Consider the following 16,003-nt stretch of genomic DNA (forward strand, 5'->3'; position numbering starts at 1 on the left):
TGGGGTGATTTGGCGTGGTCTGCCGGTCTACTATTTCGGCTCGTACGTGACGTAGGTCCTATGGGGCGCCTCACTCGGAGAGGGCCCTTCCGGCGCCTCGAATGTGACCTGGGCCTCGAAGTTCGCCCGCCGCGTGGCCCGCCGCAGCGCCCTCAGGAGCGTGCCGCCGACGGTGAGGGTGAGGACGACCGTGAGGGCGGCGCGGCCGAGGTCCCAGCCGAGGGAGGTGGCGAGGACGTAGGCGAGGAAACGGACCAGGTTCTCGTGCAGCGGGGCGCCCGGCTCGAAGGAGATCCCGCCGCTCAGACCCTGGAGCAGGACCCAGCCCTGCAGGTTCATGACCGTTCCGTACGCGAACGCCGCCACGAACCCGTACGCGGACAGCATCAGCAGCTCGGCCCGCCCCCGCAGGTGGTCCGGGCCCGGCAGCAGCCCCGCGCCCATCGTGAACCAGCCCATCGACAGCATCTGGAACGGCATCCACGGGCCCACCCCGCCCGTGAGCAGCGCCGACGCGAACATCGTCACCGAGCCCAGGACGAAGCCGAAACCCGGGCCCAGGACCCGGCCGCTCAGCACCATCAGGAAGAACATCGGCTCCAGACCGGCCGTCCCCGCCCCCAGCGGGCGCAGTGCCGCCCCCACCGCGGCGAGGACCCCCAGCATCGCCACCGCCTTCGCGTCCATCCCGCGGTCCGCGATCGTCGCCACCACCACCGCCACCAGGAGCGGAAGCAGCGCGGCGAACAGCCACGGCGCGTCCCCGGCGTGCGAGGTGACGGCGGAATCGGCGTCCGCGAAGAGGGGCCAGCAGAAGGCGAGGACCCCGACGAGGGAGACGAGGGCGAGCGCGGCGACGGAACGGGGGCCCAGGCGGACCGGGCGGGACGTCCTGGCCGTGCTCGGCGTGGTCGTGCTCACAGGGCCGCCTCCACCTGCTCCACCGTGAGCCACGGCTGCGGGGCCAGGATCTTCGCGACCTGCGGCGAGAACGCCGGCGAGGACACGACGACCTCGGCCGTCGGGCCGTCCGCGACGACCTCGCCGTCCGCGATGATCACCACCCGGTGCGCCAGCTCCGCCGCCAGCTCCACGTCGTGCGTCGCCAGTACGATCGCGTGCCCGTCCGCCGCGAGGGTCCGGAGGTGCGCCACCAGACGGGCCTTCGCCGCGTAGTCCAGGCCACGGGTCGGCTCGTCGAGCAGGAGCAGCGGCGGGCGGCCCGTCAGGACCACGGCCAGCGCGAGCGCGAGCCGCTGGCCCTCGGACAGGTCGCGGGGGTGCGTGTCGTCCGCGACCCCCGGCAGCAGCTCCTCCACCAGCGCCCGGCAGGTCCCCCGCGCCGCGCCCGCGTCCGCGTCCGCCGCCGCGCACTCGGCGGCGACCGTGTCCGCGTACAGCAGGTCCCGCGGCTCCTGCGGCACCAGGCCGACCTGGCGGATCAGCTCACGGGGCGCGGTGCCGTGCGGGGCCCGCCCCGCGACCCGGACCGTGCCGGTCGTCGGCTCGATCATGCCCACGAGCGTGGAGAGCAGGGTGGACTTCCCGGCGCCGTTCCGGCCCATGAGCGCGACGGTCTCGCCGGGGGCGACCCGGAGGTCGACGCGCCGGAGGGCCTCGACGCGGCCGCGGCGGACGCCGAGGCCTTCGGCGAGGAGCAGGGGGGTGAGGGTGGGGGCGGAGGGTTCGGTGCGGCGCCGTAGGAACGGGAGGATTCCCCCACCCCGCCCCTTCCCGACTGTGACGTCTGCGGCTCCGCCGCGTGGGGAGGCTCCGCCCCCGGGCCCCCGCGCCTCGAACGCCGGCGGGGCTGGAGATTCAGCACGTACGGGGTCCGGGGCGGAGCCCCTGTTACGGGAAGGGGCGGGGTGGGGGAGAAGCCCCGCAGGGCTCCGGCCCTCCAGCCTCGCCTTCAGCGGCGCCGCCCGCCGCCGCGCGTCCCGCACCGTCAGCGGCAGCGGGTCCCAGCCCGCCAGTCGGCCCAGCCCCACCACCGGCGGGTGGACCGGCGAGACGGACATGATCTCGGCAGGGGGTCCCATCACGGCGTCCGGAAGGAGGAGGACCTGGTCGGCGTACTGGACGACCCGCTCCAGGCGGTGCTCGGCGAGGAGGACCGTCGTGCCGAGGTCGTGGACCAGGCGCTGGAGGACCGCGAGGACGTCCTCCGCGGCCGAGGGGTCGAGGGCGGAGGTGGGTTCGTCGAGGACGAGGACCTTGGGGTGGGGGGTGAGGACGGAGCCGATGGCGACCCGCTGGCGCTGGCCGCCGGAGAGCGTGGCGATCGGGCGGTCGCGGAGCTCCGCGAGGCCCAGCAGGTCCAGGGTCTCCTCCACGCGGCGGCGCATCACGCCCGGCGCGAGGCCCAGGGACTCCATGCCGTACGCGAGCTCGTCCTCGACCGTGTCGGTGACGAAGTGCGCGGACGGGTCCTGGCCCACCGTGCCCACCAGGTCCGCGAGCTCGCGCGGCGGATGCGTGCGGGTGTCGCGGCCGTCGACCGTGACCCGCCCGGTCAGGGTGCCGCCGGTGAAGTGGGGGACGAGGCCCGAGACCGCGCCCAGGAGGGTCGACTTGCCCACGCCCGAAGGGCCCACCAGGAGTACGAGCTCGCCCTCCGGGACCGTGAGGTCCACGTTCCGCAGGGTCGGCTCGGCGTCCTCCTCGTAGCGCACCGAGACGTTCTCGAAGCGGATCACAGGTTCTCCTCGGGGACGGGGGCCACGAACGCCGGGACCAGGCCCACGAGCACCGACACCGCCGGCCACAGCGGCAGCTCCGGCGCCTCCAGGGGGACGACGCCGGGGTGCAGCGCCTCCGGGGCGTACGCGTTCGCCCAGATCATCAGGGTCGCGACGGCCACCCCGGAGCACGCGACCAGCCAGGCCCGCGCGCCCCAGCGGTCGGGCCGGTAGCGGGTGCGGACGGTCCGGCGGCCGCCGAGCCGGAGCCCGGCCATCGCGGCGAGCAGCCCGGCGCCGAGGAGCGGAAGCCCGTACCCCGCGCCCTCCGCCGCCAGCAGTCCGTACGAACCGGCGCAGACGCCGAGGAGACCCCCCAGCGTCAGGAGGTTCGTGGTGCGGCGTACCGACGCCGGGACCCGGGCCGTGCGGCCGTAGCCCCGGGCGTCCATCGAGGCCGCCACCGCGATCGACCGCTCAAGGGCTCCCTCCAGGACCGGCAGGCCGATCTGGAGCACCGCCCGGACCCCGCCCGTGGGCCGCCCCCGCAGCCGGCGGGCGGTCCGCAGCCGGGCCACGTCGGCGACCATGTTCGGCGCGAAGGTCATCGCCACGACGACGGCGACCCCGGCCTCGTACAGCGCCCCCGGCAGCGACTTGAGGAGCCGCGCCGGGTTGGCCAGCGCGTTCGCGGCGCCCACGCAGATGAGCAGGGTGGCCAGCTTGGCGCCGTCGTACAGCGCGAAGACCAGCTGCTCGGCCGTCACCCGGCCCCCGATCCGTACCCCCTGCGCCCAGTCGGGCAGCGGCACCTCGGGGAGGGTGAACAGTTCGTGCTCGCCCGGGACGGGGGAGCCGAGGAGCAGGGAGAAGACCACGCGCAGTGCCACGACGAACAGGCCCAGCTTCACGAACGCGCCGTACGAACGGGCCCAGGGCGCGTCCGTGCGCCGGGCCGCCACCACGTAACCGGCCACCCCGACGAGCAGTCCGAGCAGCAGCGGGTTCGTGGTCCGGGAGGCGGCGACGGCCAGGCCGAGCGCCCACAGCCACCACGCGCCCGCGTGCAGGGCGTTGGCCCGGCTCGCCGCGGGCGCCGCGAACACGCTCCGGGCCGTACTGATCCGCCTCATCCGCGCCGGCGGGCCTTCCAGATCGCCGCCCCGCCGAGGGCCAGCACGCCCGCCCCGCCCGCGAGCAGGCCGAAGGACGGGCCGCCGGCCCCGGGGGATTCCTGTGAAGCGGCCTTCGGAGGAGCCGACGCCGTCGGCTTCTCCTCGACCTGCTCGCCGCAGCCCCGCGCCGGGTAACCCGCGATCCCGCACAGCATGGCCACGCTGTCGTACCGCAGCGGCTTCGCCACCACGGCCAGCGCCTCCGCGGCCGTCGCGTCCTCGCGGACCTCCGCGCAGCCGGTCTCGACGGGCTTCTTCGGCGGGGTCTCCCCGGGCGGCGCGTCGGCGGGGCCGCCGAAGTCGACGGCGACCGCGATCCGCTTGGTGCCGTCCTTCTTCTCCACGCCCCCGCAGATCCCCGCGAAGCCGGGGGCGACGGAGGGCCGGGAGGTGTCGTCCGTGCCGTTGCTGACCGCGAAGCGGAAGCCGATCGCGTCGCCGTCGGCGGGCCGGGCGCTCGCCGGGCCCAGCGTGGCGTACGTCCAGGGCTTGCCGCCGTCGCTCTCCCAGAAGGACCAGTAGCGGTAGCCGGCCGCCTGCGCCGGAGCCGCCGCGGCCACGGCCAGGAGCGCCCCCGCCGCGGCGCCCGCGATCCTTCCCCGAGCTCTCGACTGCGCTCGAGTAGGGGACACCCCGTCCCGCGTGCGCTTGCGGCTCACTTCTTGCGGCCGCTGACGAGGAAGCCGATGCCGACGCCGACGACCGTGCCGATGCCGATGATCCACCAGACGTCGAAGCCGGACTCGTCGTCGCTGGTGGAGACGGCGGAGGTGTCGGGGGCCTTGGGCGCGGGGCCGGTGGCGTTGAGCTGCTCGACCAGGTCCGTCGTGCCGAACTCGCGCGGGTCGGTCTCCGTCGCGCGGGCGGCCAGGATCAGCTGCGCGTAGGCGGCCGGGCCGTTCTCCTTCGCCCAGGCGGTGGAGTTCTTCTCCAGCCACGCGAGCGCCGGCTCGGCCTCCTTCGCGGCGCCGGCGGCGGCGAGCGCGACGACGGCGTCGGCGGTGTTGCCGATGTCGGGCTGCTCGGTGGTGTCGGTGGCGCCCGGCATCGGCGGCAGGGTGAGGTGGCCGGTCTTCGCGAGGGCCTTCGCCAGGTAGGAGGCGCCGTTCAGCGCGGCCCGCTCGACGGTCGGCTTCGACAGGTCGTGGCAGGTCGGCGGCTGCTCGGGGGAGGCCTTGGTGGCGACGACGCTCTTGCCGAGCGCGGCGAGGGTGGCCGCGGCGGTGGCGTCGGCGTTGGCGAGGAGCTTGCCGGTCTTGTCCGGCTGGTACGCGAACGCCCCGGCGCCGTCCCTGTCGGAGCAGGGCAGCGCGAAGGAGAGGAGCGCGTCGTACGGGGTGCGGCCCTCGGCGGAGGTGAACGAGGCGGGCCGCACGCCGATCGCGGCGAGCGCGCCGACGACGACCGAGGTGGAGTTGGCGTCGCTCGCGCCGCCGGCGCCGTAGCCCCAGCCGCCGTCCTTGTTCTGCACGGTCCGCAGCCAGTCGGAGCCGGAGGTGACGGCCTCGTCGATCTTCTCCGGGACGGCGGCCTGCCCGCGCGCGGCGCGCAGCGCCTGGACGGCGACGGCGGTGGCGTTGGTGTCCCGCATCGTCTTCGCATCGCAGGGCTTCGACACGTCCGCGCGGTACGAGGCGAACGAGCCGTCGGCGCACTGCTGGCCGAGCAGCCAGTCCACGGCCTGGTCCGAGGGCTGGTAGCCGGTGGCCCGCTGGGCGAGGAAGGCGAGCGACTGCCGCCAGACGCCGTCGTACGTCGGGTCCTTCGTGCCGTACAGGCCGCTCCCGGAGCCGCCGGCGGAGGCCGAGGCGGACGGGGAGGGCGCGGCGACGGCCGGAACGGCTGCTGCGGTGCCGAGCGCGACTGCGGCGGCGGCGAGCGCGGCGGCGCCGCGGCGGACGGTGTTCATGGGGCCCTCTCCTGCGGCCGGGCACCGGCACGCCTCGGGGGCACCAGGCTCCGGCTCCGTGTTCCTCGACGGTGCCGGCGGTCATGTCCCGGGCGAAGCCGAGAGCTCGGGGCGGGGTCGGTGCCGGATTTCCACCGGATTCCCCCCGTACGGGCATGATGACGACACGCCCACTCTACCGGCCCGTATGCCCGCCGCTCCGGGGGTGGGGGGTGCCTCACACCGCCGCGTACGTGACCGGGTCCGAGCCCGCCACGGGCTCCGCGCGGCCGAGTTTCACCAGGCGGCGGAGGTGGGCCTCGGCCTCGCTGACGGCGATGTTGCGGGAGCCGTAGGGGATCTGTTCCCAGGGGCGGTTCCACTCCATGCGCTCGGCGAGCTGCCAGGGGGTGAGGGGGGTGGCGAGGAGGGCGAGGAGGCCGGTGAGGCGTTCCTCGTGGTGGTCGAGGAGTTCGCGGACCCGGCCGGCGGCGTCGGTGAAGGCGTACTGGTGGGCGGGGAGGACCTCGGCGACGCCGAGGCGGCCGATGCGTTCGAGGGAGTCCAGGTAGTCGCCGAGGGGGTCGGTCTCCATGACCTCGTCGGGGTCCTCGTACAGGCCGATGTGGGGGGAGATCCCGGGCAGCAGGTGGTCGCCGGAGAAGAGCCGGCCGTGGCCGGGCAGCCGGGAGGGGTGCTCCTCCTCCAGGTGGAGGCAGACGTGCCCGGGGGTGTGGCCGGGGGTCCAGATCGCGCGGAGGCGCCGTCCGGCCAGGTCGAGGAGTTCGCCGGGGACGATCTCGCGGTCGGGGAGGGCCGAGCGGAGGCCGGGCAGGGTCCGCGTCCGTCCGGCGGCGCGGGCGGCGCGCAGCGGGGTGATGTGGTCCTCGGGGGCGCCGACGGCGGCGAGTTTGCGGGCGAGGTAGTCGAACCAGGTGCCGGGCTCGGCCTCGCGGGTGCGGCGGACGACGGCCGTGTCGGCGGCATGCATGGCGATCCAGGCCCCGGACTCCTCGCGGACGCGGCCGGAGAGGCCGTGGTGGTCGGGGTGGTGGTGGGTGATGACGACCCCGTGGATCTCCGTGACGGAGAGGCCCAGGGCGCCCAGGCCGCCGGTGAGTTCGCTCCAGGAGGCCGGGTCGTCCCAGCCCGTGTCGACGAGGACCGGGCCGCGGTCGGTGTCGAGGACGTGGACCAGGGTGTGGCCCAGCGGATTGTCCGGGATGGGCACCCGCAGGGACCAGACGCCTCCGCCGTGCTCGGTCACCTGGGGCACCTGTGTCATGAGCGTCCTCGTCTCTGCGTACCGGTACGACCATTGCCCACCATAACTAGAACTGGTATCAGTTCTGAAGCACCGTCAGGAACATCGTCGGAACTTCAACGGGCAATTCCATCTCCTCGGGAGGCAGCGGTCATGACCGAGCTTGTGGAGCACGGAAAGCTGTTCATCGGCGGGGAGTTGACCGACCCGCTCGGCAGCGAGGTCATCGAGGTGATCTCCCCGCACACCGAGCAGGTCATCGGCCGCGTCCCGCATGCCTCCGAGGCCGATGTGGACCGGGCCGTGGCCGCCGCCCGCGCGGCCTTCGACCACGGGCCGTGGCCCAGGATGACCGTCGAGGAGCGGATCGCGGTCGTCTCCCGCATCAAGGACGCCATCGCCGTCCGGTACGAGGAGATCGGCCGCGTCATCAGCTCCCAGAACGGCTCCCCCTACTCCTGGTCCGTCCTCGCGCAGGCGCTCGGCGCGATGATGGTCTGGGACGCGGCGATCACGGTCGCGCGGGACTTCCCGTACGAGGAGCGGCGTGGCGGGGTCCTCGGGCCGCTGCTCGTACGGCGGGAGCCGGTGGGGGTGGTGGCGGCCGTCGTCCCGTGGAACGTGCCGCAGTTCACCGCCGCCGCCAAGTTGGGGCCCGCGCTGCTCGCGGGCTGCACGGTGGTGCTCAAGCCCTCGCCGGAGTCGCCGCTCGACTCGTACCTCCTCGGTGAGATCGCGGCGGAGGCCGGGCTCCCGGAGGGGGTGCTGTCGATCCTGCCCGCCGACCGGGAGGTCAGCGAGTACCTCGTCGGCCACCCCGGCGTCGACAAGGTGTCCTTCACCGGTTCGGTCGCCGCCGGCAAGCGGGTCATGGAGGTCGCCTCCCGCAACCTCACCCGCGTCACCCTCGAACTGGGCGGCAAGTCGGCCGCCGTGATCCTGCCGGACGCCGACCTGGGGACCGCCGTCGCCGGGATCGTCCCGGCGGCCTGGATGAACAACGGGCAGGCCTGCGTGGCCCAGACCCGCATCCTCGCGCCGCGCTCGCGGTACGAGGAGATCGCCGAGGCCCTCGCGGCGGCGGCCGGCGCGCTCGTCGTCGGCGACCCGCTCGACCCGGCCACCCAGGTCGGCCCGCTCGTCGCCCGGCGCCAGCAGCAGCGCTCCCTCGACTACATCGCCATCGGCCAGGCCGAGGGGGCCAAGGTCCTCACCGGCGGCGGACGCCCGGCCGGCCTGGAGCGCGGCTGGTACGTCGAGCCGACCCTCTTCGGCGACGTCGACAACTCCATGCGGATCGCCCGCGAGGAGATCTTCGGCCCGGTCATCTGCCTCCTGCCGTACGGGGACGAGGCCGAGGCCCGGCGGATCGCGAACGACTCCGACTTCGGGCTCAGCGGCAGCGTCTGGACCGGGGACGTGGAGCACGGCATCGACTTCGCCCGCTCCGTGCGCACCGGCACCTTCAACGTCAACACCTTCAGCCTCGACATGCTCGGCCCCTTCGGCGGCTACAAGAACTCCGGCCTGGGGCGGGAGTTCGGCCCCGAGGGCTTCGGCGAGTACCTGGAGCACAAGATGATCCACCTGCCGGCCGGCTACGAGGGCGGCGCGTGATGGGGGACCGCTGGCGCGTCGAGGTCGACCGGAGCGTCTGCATCGGCTCCGGCATGTGCGTCAACCACGCCCCGGACGGTTTCCGCCTCGACACGGCCCGCCAGTCCCACCCGGTGGCGCCGGAGGCAGACGCGGGGGAACGCCTCCTCGCGGCGGCCGAGGGCTGCCCGGTGGAGGCGATCCTCATCACCCTGGCGGACGGCGGGGAGCCGGTGTACCCGCCGGAGGAGTGACCGGGCGCCTGCGCCGGGCCGTCGTTCCCGCATGCAAAACTGGGCCCCTTGATCACGGGGGCAAGGGGCCTTCGTGCGCGTGGAATTGGGAGTGTTGTGCGCAAGGCGATGTGGGTGGCCGCGGCCGCCGGTGTGGCGCTGCTGGTCTCGGGCTGCGGCAGCGAGGGCGGTGCGGACAAGGGCGGTTCGTCCTCGGCCGGCTCCTCCTCGGCCGGGTCGGCCGCGACGGGCGGTTCGGGCGGCGGCTCGGAGGCGGACGGCGGGACGCTGACCGCCGACGCGGTGAGCAAGGAGATCGAGGACGCGGCGACCGCCGCCGGCTTCACCGAGGACCCCAGCGGCGACCCGGTGGCGCCCGAGCTGAAGAAGTGCATGGTCACCTGGGACGCCGACGCCGAGAAGGCGGCCGACCCGAAGAAGTCCTACGACGGCACGGTCACGACCCTCGCCAAGGGCGGCTGGGCCGAGGGCAAGGGCTTCGCGCAGGCCGGTTCGGAGATCAAGACCTTCACCAAGAGCGGCTGGCAGCTCAAGGCCAGCAACCACTCCACGGGGCCGCTGAAGATGGTGATGTTCATCGCCACCGACACCGGCCCGGAGTGCGAGGCGCTCTTCGCGGCCGACCTGAAGAAGAACAAGAAGTCCTAGGCAGCCCGGAAGTCCTGGGTCACTCGCCCCCGGGAGCGGCGCCGGCCCCGGGGGCGGTCAGGTCGATCAGCCGGCAGACCGTCTCGATGTCGATCTTCACCTGTGCGATCGAGGCGCGCCCGGACAGCCAGGTGATCAGCGCCGAGTGCCAGGTGTGCTCGATCACCCGGACCACCGAGAGCTGCCCCGGGCTCGGATGCTCCGCCCCCATCGCGTCGAGGATGATCGCGGTCGTCAGCCGGGAGACCGTGTCCACCTCGGGGCTCACGCTGCGGTCCGCGAAGGTCAGCGCCCGCACCATCGCGTCGGCCAGCTGCGGTTCCCGCTGGAGCGCCCGGAAGGCGCGCATCAGCGTCTCGGCGACGCGCTGCGCCGGGTCCGCGCCGGCGGGCGGCCGCTTCCGCAGCGTGGTGTGCATGTGCTGGAGCTGGTCCTGCATGGTCGCCACGAGGAGGTGGATCTTGGACGGGAAGTACCGGTACAGGGTGCCGAGGGCGACCCCCGCCGCCTCGGCGACCTCCCGCATCTGCACGGCGTCGAAGCCGCCCCTGGCCGCGAGCTGGGCGCTGGCGTTCAGGATGCGGCGGCGCCGCGCCTCCTGGCGCTCCGTGAGGGGCGGCGACGCGGGTCGGTGGTCCGCTCTGCTCTCTGCGGTCATGGGGTCCCGTTCCGTGCGAGGGGGAGCGACAGTATGGCGCTTCGGCCGCCGTGGCGTGAATCACCCGTTCCGGCTCTCACCACGGAGCTACCTGCCGGTAGATTCTGTGCTCCTTGAAGGATCAAGAACGATCAAGTCTGTAACTTGTTCTAGATTAGCGCGAGCGGTTACGCTCCGGCTCAACGCACGCTCGAAGGGGGTCGCGCATGACCGCTGAGGCCATAGAGGCAAGCCCCCGACAGGGCGTCACCGCGGCCGGTGACCGTCCGTTGCGGATCGCTCTCCTCACGTACAAGGGGAACCCGTTCTGCGGGGGCCAGGGCGTCTACGTCCGGCACCTCTCCCGCGAGCTGGCCCGCCTCGGCCACAGCGTCGAGGTCATCGGCTCCCAGCCGTACCCCGTCCTCGACGAGGGCGAGGACCTGGAGGGCCTCAAGCTCACCGAGATAGCCAGCCTCGACCTCTACCGCTCGCCGGACCCCTTCCGGACCCCGAAGCGCGAGGAGTACCGGGACTGGATCGACGCCCTCGAAGTCGCCACCATGTGGACCGGCGGCTTCCCCGAGCCCCTCACCTTCTCCCTGCGGGCCCGGCGGATGCTCGCCGCCCGCCGCGGCGACTTCGACGTCGTCCACGACAACCAGACCCTCGGCTACGGGCTCCTCGGCGGCCCGCGCGCGATCGGCGCGCCGCTCGTCACCACGATCCACCACCCCATCACCGTCGACCGGCAGCTCGAACTCGACGCCGCCGCCGACTGGAAGCGCCGCGCCTCCGTCCGCCGCTGGTACGCCTTCACCGGGATGCAGAAGAAGGTCGCCCGCCGGCTGCCCTCCGTCCTCACCGTCTCCGGCACCTCCCGCCAGGAGATCGTCGAGCACCTCGGCGTCCGCGAGGACCGCATCCGCGTCGTCCACATCGGCGCCGACACGGACCTGTGGTCGCCGGACCCGTCCGTGGCCGAGATCCCCGGGCGGATCGTCACCACGTCGAGCGCCGACGTCCCCCTCAAGGGCCTGGTCTTCCTCGTCGAGGCGCTCGCCAAGCTCCGTACCGAGAACCCCGAGGCGCACCTCGTCGTCGTCGGCAAGCGCGCCGAGGACGGGCCGGTGGCCGCGGCGATCGAGCGGTACGGGCTCGACGGGGCCGTCTCGTTCGTCAAGGGCATCAGCGATGCCGAGCTCGTGGACCTCTACCGGTCCGCGCAGGTCGCGTGTGTGCCGTCGCTGTACGAGGGGTTCTCGCTGCCGGCGGCGGAGGGGATGGCGACCGGGACTCCGCTGGTCGCGACGACCGGCGGGGCGATTCCCGAGGTCGCGGGACCCGACGGGGAGACCTGCCTCGCGGTGCCGACCGGTGACGCGGGCGCGCTGGCCGCGGCGCTCGGCCGGATGCTCGGCGACGCGGAGCTGCGGGCGCGGCTGGGCGCCGCCGGGCGTGAGCGGGTCCTGGCCAACTTCACCTGGGCCAGGGCCGCGCAGGGGACGGCCGAGCTGTACCGCGAGGCCGTTGCCCGTCAGGGTGCCGGAGTCCGTCGGTGAGGCCTCGCCTTGTTCCCCGGGTGCAGCCCGGTGGTGGGGTTGTGCCCACCCTCCCCCAAGCTCTCGGCTTCGCTCGAGCAGGGGGGACCCCCTCGCCCTGCGGAACGCCTGCCCACAACCAGGCGGCGGCGACTGCCCACAACCACTCTCCAACCGTGAAAGGCAGACCTCGTGCTGACCGTCGACTTCACTCGTTTTCCGCTTGCTCCCGGTGATCGGGTGCTCGATCTGGGCTGTGGGGCCGGGCGGCATGCCTTCGAGTGCTACCGGCGCGGTGCGCAGGTCGTGGCGCTCGACCAGAACGGGGAGGAGATCCGCGAGGTCGCGAAGTGGTTCGCGGCGATGAAGGAGGCCGGTGAGGCCCCCGCCGGTGCGAGCGCTACCGCGATGGAGGGGGACGCGCTCAACCTGCCGTTCCCCGACGAGTCCTTCGACGTCGTCATCATCTCCGAGGTGATGGAGCACATCCCGGACGACAAGGGGGTGCTCGCCGAGATGGTGCGCGTCCTCAAGCCGGGCGGGCGGATCGCGATCACCGTGCCCCGGTACGGCCCCGAGAAGGTCTGCTGGGCGCTCTCCGACGCGTACCACGAGGTCGAGGGCGGACACATCCGCATCTACAAGGCCGACGAGCTGCTCGCCAAGATCCGGCAGGCCGGCCTCAAGCCGTACGGCACCCACCACGCGCACGCGCTGCACTCGCCGTACTGGTGGCTGAAGTGCGCCTTCGGCGTGGACAACGACAAGGCGCTGCCGGTCCGCGCGTACCACAAGCTGCTCGTCTGGGACATCATGAAGAAGCCCGCCCTGACCCGGGTCGCCGAGCAGCTGCTCAACCCGGTCGTCGGCAAGAGCTTCGTGGCGTACGCGACCAAGCCGCACCTCCCGAAGGCCGACGTCAAGTGACGTCTCCCGAGCGGAGTGCGGAGCACCTCGTCCTGCCCGGGGTGCTCACCGCCGAGCAGGCCGCCGAGACGGTGGCCGGGATACTCGCGGTGCAGCGCGGGGACGGCGCCATCCCCTGGTTCCGCGGCCACCACCTGGACCCGTGGGACCACACCGAGGCGGCCATGGCCCTGGACGCGGCCGGCGAGCACGAGGCGGCGGCCCGCGCCTACGAGTGGCTCGCCCGCCACCAGAACGGCGACGGCTCCTGGTACGCGGCCTACCACGACGGCGACCCGGACGACGTCACCGACCGCAGCCGCGAGTCCAACTTCGTCGCGTACATAGCCGTCGGCGTCTGGCACCACTACCTGTCCACCGGGGACGACGCCTTCCTCGACCGGATGTGGCCCGTCGTCTACGCGGCCGTCGAGTTCGTCCTCGGGCTCCAGCAGCCCGGCGGCCAGATCGGCTGGAAGCGCGAGCCCGACGGGACGCCCGTGGACGACGCGCTGCTGACCGGCAGCTCGTCGATCCACCAGGCGCTGCGCTGCGCGCTCGCCATCGCCGAGGCACGCGAGGAGGCGCAGCCCGACTGGGAGCTGGCGGCCGGGGCCCTCGGCCACGCGATCCGCCGGCACCCCGAGCGCTTCCTCGACAAGTCCCGCTACTCGATGGACTGGTACTACCCGGTCCTCGGCGGCGCGGTCACCGGGGCCGACGCCAAGGAGCGGATCGAGGCCTCCTGGGACGCCTTCGTCGTCCCCGGCCTCGGCGTGCGCTGCGTCGTCCCCAACCCGTGGGTCACCGGCGGCGAGAGCTGCGAACTGGCCCTCGCCCTCTGGGCGATGGGGGAGTCCGACCGGGCCCTCACGATCCTCCAGGACATCCAGCACCTGCGTGCCGGGAACGGCATGTACTGGACGGGGTACGTCTTCGAGGGCGCCACGGACGGCGACAAGGCCGTCTGGCCCGAGGAGCAGACCAGCTGGACCGCCGGCTCCCTCCTCCTCGCGGTGGCCGCCCTCGGCGGCGAGCAGGCGACCGTCGCCGTCTTCGGCGGCGACCGGCTCCCCGCGGGCCTTGAACCGGACTGCTGCTGAGCACGTTTTCCCGCGCTCTAGGATGTGCGCGTTCATGAGTGGCATGAACATGCGCAAGGTGCGGGAGAACAGAGTCAAGTGGACCGTCAAGGGTCTGTGAGCGGGAGATCCACGGCCTCGGCCGAGGAGCTGGCGAGCGAACTGCTCGCCCTGAAGAAGGCGTCGGGGCTGAGCTTCGCCCAGCTCGGCGAGAAGACCCACTACGCGAAGTCGTCCTGGGAGCGGTGGGTCAACGGGAAGCAGTTCCCGCCGCGGGCCGCCGTGGAGAGCATCGCCCGGCTCGACGGGAAGGACCCGGCGGTCCTGCTCGCCCTCTGGGACCGGGCGGACGAGGAACGGGCGTCGGCGGACGAGGCCTCCGACGGGGCCTCCGACGAGGCGCCCGTGCCCGCGCCCGCTCAGGACGCCGCGCCCGCGCGGCCCGGGCGCAGGCGCGCGCTGTGGATCTCGGCCGTGGCCGGACTCCTCGTCGCCGCGGCGGTCGCCGTGGCCGCCGTGATGTTCTCCGGCGAGGAGCCGGAGTCCCGCCCCACCCGCCCCGTGCAGGTCGCGGGCCCGGCGACGGGCTGCACCGGCACCGCGTGCGAGGGCCGGGACCCGAAGAAGATGAACTGCGGCGCCGACGCGGTCACGGAACGGACCGGCTCCATCCCCAAGGACCTGGTGATCGAGCTCCGGTACAGCAAGGCCTGCCAGGCGGCGTGGGGTCGTATCTCCTTCGCCCAGATCGGCGCCACGGTGGTCGTCAACAACTCCGACGGCGCCGCGCAGGCCGACGTCGTGCACTACGACCGGGACGTCTACACGCCGCTGATCGCGGCCCCGGACGACGGCTCGGTGTGGGTCTGCGCGGCCCTGCCGAAGGACGGGCAGCGCAGCTGCACCGGCCGCTTCATCCCGAGCGAGGAGAAGTAGCGGAGGCGGACAGGACCTCGCGCGACTCCCGCTCCTGGCGGCCCGTCAGGGTCTTCCAGTCCCTGGCGACGGCCGGATTCCGGTCCAGCCACCGCTGCTGGACGGCGGCGAGCCGGGTGTACGCGGTGTCGAGGTAGCCCGTCTCGTCCTTGCAGCGCAGATCCGTCGCCAGGGCGGTGCTGGACGCCCGGGCCTCGGGGGTGTGCAGGGAGGCGAGGAGCTGTGCGGGATCGGGCCCGGTGAACCCGGCCCGGTCCATGCACGTCCGCCACCGCGCCGTCACGGCCTTGAACGCGGGATCCTTCTCCACGTCCTTACGGGCCTGCTCCTGCGCCTCGAAGAGCATGATGCGCACCTGGAGCCACCGCATCCGGCCGTCGCCGAGGACCCTGGTCTCGGCCTCGGCGAGACAGCCGTTGCCCGGGCGGGACACGCTCATACGGACGCCCTTGGCCGTGACCCGCTTGCTCTGGTCCCCGAACAGGGCCCGCGCGTACGTCTCCGTGCTCTCCGGGCTGCCCGGCTTCGGAGGCGTGTCGGGCGCCGGCGGGGCGGACTCCGGGGTCGGCGTGGCCGGCATGGCCGACTCCAGACCGAACGGCTGCGGCAGCTGGTCGTCGCTCCCTGTCTCCTCCGTCTTGGCGACGGGGGCATAACGGAACCCCTGCTTGGCCATGCAGGCGATGGCGAACTGCCGCTGCGCCTCGTGGCTGCGGGCGTTCGGGGTGAACAGGAGCTCGGTGACCGGAGGCCGCCGGTGCAGCTCCGCCGTGTCGATCCGGGTGGCGGAGGTGGTCCGGTGGTCCGGTTCCGGCGTCGTGCCGCACCCGGAGAGCGCCGCCGCACCGACGGCGAGGCCGAGCGCGAGTATGAGCGTGTTCCGCATCAGAAGCAGGGAATGGTGGTCGTGGGCCGGAGTCGCAGGGAGCTGGCCTGGTTCCGCTGCGACCAGTCCAGCTGGTCCCAGTTGACCTGGCTGCCGGGGTTGACGCAGAAGATCAGGCCGCCGCCGTAGTTGATGTCCTTGTAGTAGTGGCTCTCGTAGCCGCCGTTGCTGGAGTTGCTGGCCGCCATCACCTGGTCGTTCACGGGCGTGCCGGTGTCCTGGAAGTAGTCGTTGGTGAAGTCGGCGTCGCTGTTGAAGAACGACTTGTACCCGGTGCTGCCGAGGGAACCCTGGAAGACGCAGTGGTAGCCCGACGGGCAGTAGGCTCCGGCGGCCGCCGGTCCCGCCGTGGCGATGCCGCCCCCGAGGAGGAGCGCGGTCGCGCCGGCCACGGAGGCGATCCGCTTGCCGAGTCCGGTGATCCGGTTGTTCTTGGTCATCTGTGAGCTGCCTTTCGGATGCGTGGAGGGGGACGGGGCCCGGCACACCCCCGTGTTGCCGGGCCCCGG

General features: G+C 73.4%; 16 protein-coding genes. 7 read left to right on the forward strand and 9 right to left on the reverse strand.

Going from position 1 to position 16,003, the window contains the following annotated elements:
• Nucleotides 1-30: 30 nt before the first annotated feature.
• From ACH4TP_RS16205 to ACH4TP_RS16230, 6 genes are all read right to left on the reverse strand, one after another.
• A complete protein-coding gene (locus tag ACH4TP_RS16205; protein ID WP_389230214.1) occupies nt 31-921 on the reverse strand; it encodes an ECF transporter S component in 891 nt (296 codons plus the stop codon).
• Nucleotides 918-2,699: an ABC transporter ATP-binding protein gene (locus ACH4TP_RS16210; protein ID WP_398438248.1), complete on the reverse strand. Its 1,782-nt coding sequence runs from the start codon at nt 2,697-2,699 to the stop codon at nt 918-920. Before ACH4TP_RS16210 ends, ACH4TP_RS16205 begins: the two co-directional genes overlap by 4 nt.
• Entirely contained in the window at nt 2,696-3,814 is a 1,119-nt protein-coding gene (locus ACH4TP_RS16215; protein ID WP_398438249.1) for an energy-coupling factor transporter transmembrane protein EcfT, read from the reverse strand. Before ACH4TP_RS16215 ends, ACH4TP_RS16210 begins: the two co-directional genes overlap by 4 nt.
• Nucleotides 3,811-4,416 carry an SCO2322 family protein gene (locus ACH4TP_RS16220; RefSeq protein WP_398438251.1) on the reverse strand — a complete coding sequence of 202 codons (606 nt, stop codon included), beginning with the start codon at nt 4,414-4,416 and terminating at the stop codon, nt 3,811-3,813. Before ACH4TP_RS16220 ends, ACH4TP_RS16215 begins: the two co-directional genes overlap by 4 nt.
• A 95-nt stretch (nt 4,417-4,511) precedes the next feature.
• A complete protein-coding gene (locus ACH4TP_RS16225) occupies nt 4,512-5,765 on the reverse strand; it encodes a prenyltransferase/squalene oxidase repeat-containing protein (protein ID WP_398438253.1) in 1,254 nt (417 codons plus the stop codon).
• A gap of 217 nt (nt 5,766-5,982) precedes the next feature.
• The gene (locus ACH4TP_RS16230) at nt 5,983-7,029 is read right to left on the reverse strand and encodes an MBL fold metallo-hydrolase (RefSeq protein ID WP_389230201.1); all 1,047 of its coding nucleotides are present in this window, start codon (nt 7,027-7,029) and stop codon (nt 5,983-5,985) included.
• 132 nt (nt 7,030-7,161) lie between these two features.
• Between ACH4TP_RS16230 and ACH4TP_RS16235 the strand changes: the two genes are divergently transcribed.
• From ACH4TP_RS16235 to ACH4TP_RS16245, 3 genes are all read left to right on the forward strand, one after another.
• On the forward strand, nt 7,162-8,625 hold the full coding sequence (locus ACH4TP_RS16235) for an aldehyde dehydrogenase (RefSeq protein ID WP_398438255.1): 1,464 nt from the start codon (nt 7,162-7,164) through the stop codon (nt 8,623-8,625).
• On the forward strand, nt 8,625-8,858 hold the full coding sequence (locus tag ACH4TP_RS16240) for a ferredoxin (RefSeq protein WP_389230196.1): 234 nt from the start codon (nt 8,625-8,627) through the stop codon (nt 8,856-8,858). Before ACH4TP_RS16235 ends, ACH4TP_RS16240 begins: the two co-directional genes overlap by 1 nt.
• Before the next feature lie 96 nt (nt 8,859-8,954).
• Entirely contained in the window at nt 8,955-9,506 is a 552-nt protein-coding gene (locus ACH4TP_RS16245) for a hypothetical protein (RefSeq protein ID WP_389230194.1), read from the forward strand.
• 19 nt (nt 9,507-9,525) lie between these two features.
• On the opposite strand, the gene ACH4TP_RS16250 is transcribed toward ACH4TP_RS16245, so the two are convergent.
• On the reverse strand, nt 9,526-10,164 hold the full coding sequence (locus ACH4TP_RS16250) for a TetR family transcriptional regulator (RefSeq protein WP_389230191.1): 639 nt from the start codon (nt 10,162-10,164) through the stop codon (nt 9,526-9,528).
• A 206-nt stretch (nt 10,165-10,370) separates the two neighbouring features.
• Here ACH4TP_RS16250 and ACH4TP_RS16255 point away from each other — a divergent pair, with 206 nt between their 5' ends.
• The 4 genes from ACH4TP_RS16255 to ACH4TP_RS16270 all read left to right on the forward strand — a co-directional run bounded on the left by ACH4TP_RS16255 (nt 10,371) and on the right by ACH4TP_RS16270 (nt 14,608).
• The gene (locus tag ACH4TP_RS16255) at nt 10,371-11,705 is read left to right on the forward strand and encodes a glycosyltransferase family 4 protein (protein WP_398438258.1); all 1,335 of its coding nucleotides are present in this window, start codon (nt 10,371-10,373) and stop codon (nt 11,703-11,705) included.
• 171 nt (nt 11,706-11,876) lie between these two features.
• Entirely contained in the window at nt 11,877-12,611 is a 735-nt protein-coding gene (locus ACH4TP_RS16260) for a class I SAM-dependent methyltransferase (RefSeq protein WP_389230185.1), read from the forward strand.
• A complete protein-coding gene (locus tag ACH4TP_RS16265; protein WP_398438260.1) occupies nt 12,608-13,693 on the forward strand; it encodes a prenyltransferase in 1,086 nt (361 codons plus the stop codon). Before ACH4TP_RS16260 ends, ACH4TP_RS16265 begins: the two co-directional genes overlap by 4 nt.
• Nucleotides 13,694-13,789: 96 nt before the next feature.
• Complete coding sequence (locus ACH4TP_RS16270) at nt 13,790-14,608, forward strand: DUF2690 domain-containing protein (protein ID WP_398438261.1); 819 nt, start codon at nt 13,790-13,792, stop codon at nt 14,606-14,608.
• Here ACH4TP_RS16270 and ACH4TP_RS16275 read toward each other — a convergent pair.
• A complete protein-coding gene (locus ACH4TP_RS16275) occupies nt 14,586-15,494 on the reverse strand; it encodes a hypothetical protein (protein WP_389230176.1) in 909 nt (302 codons plus the stop codon). The two genes, ACH4TP_RS16270 and ACH4TP_RS16275, sit on opposite strands and share 23 nt — an antisense overlap.
• Entirely contained in the window at nt 15,494-15,934 is a 441-nt protein-coding gene (locus ACH4TP_RS16280; protein WP_398178071.1) for a peptidase inhibitor family I36 protein, read from the reverse strand. The genes ACH4TP_RS16275 and ACH4TP_RS16280 overlap by 1 nt, the downstream gene beginning before the upstream one ends.
• Between the last annotated feature and the right edge of the window lie 69 nt (nt 15,935-16,003).

Source organism: Streptomyces sp. NPDC021012 (assembly GCF_044333355.1).
GTDB lineage: Bacteria > Actinomycetota > Actinomycetes > Streptomycetales > Streptomycetaceae > Streptomyces.

Bases quoted from the DNA above. Each gene is read 5' to 3' on its own strand.
- ACH4TP_RS16275 (WP_389230176.1), bottom strand. From the start codon at position 15,494: ATGCGGAACACGCTCATACTCGCGCTCGGCCTCGCCGTCGGTGCGGCG.
- ACH4TP_RS16255 (WP_398438258.1), top strand. From the start codon at position 10,371: ATGACCGCTGAGGCCATAGAGGCAAGCCCCCGACAGGGCGTCACCGCG.
- ACH4TP_RS16240 (WP_389230196.1), top strand. From the start codon at position 8,625: ATGGGGGACCGCTGGCGCGTCGAGGTCGACCGGAGCGTCTGCATCGGC.
- ACH4TP_RS16230 (WP_389230201.1), bottom strand. From the start codon at position 7,029: ATGACACAGGTGCCCCAGGTGACCGAGCACGGCGGAGGCGTCTGGTCC.
- ACH4TP_RS16250 (WP_389230191.1), bottom strand. From the start codon at position 10,164: ATGACCGCAGAGAGCAGAGCGGACCACCGACCCGCGTCGCCGCCCCTC.
- ACH4TP_RS16215 (WP_398438249.1), bottom strand. From the start codon at position 3,814: ATGAGGCGGATCAGTACGGCCCGGAGCGTGTTCGCGGCGCCCGCGGCG.
- ACH4TP_RS16235 (WP_398438255.1), top strand. From the start codon at position 7,162: ATGACCGAGCTTGTGGAGCACGGAAAGCTGTTCATCGGCGGGGAGTTG.
- ACH4TP_RS16225 (WP_398438253.1), bottom strand. From the start codon at position 5,765: ATGAACACCGTCCGCCGCGGCGCCGCCGCGCTCGCCGCCGCCGCAGTC.
- ACH4TP_RS16280 (WP_398178071.1), bottom strand. From the start codon at position 15,934: ATGACCAAGAACAACCGGATCACCGGACTCGGCAAGCGGATCGCCTCC.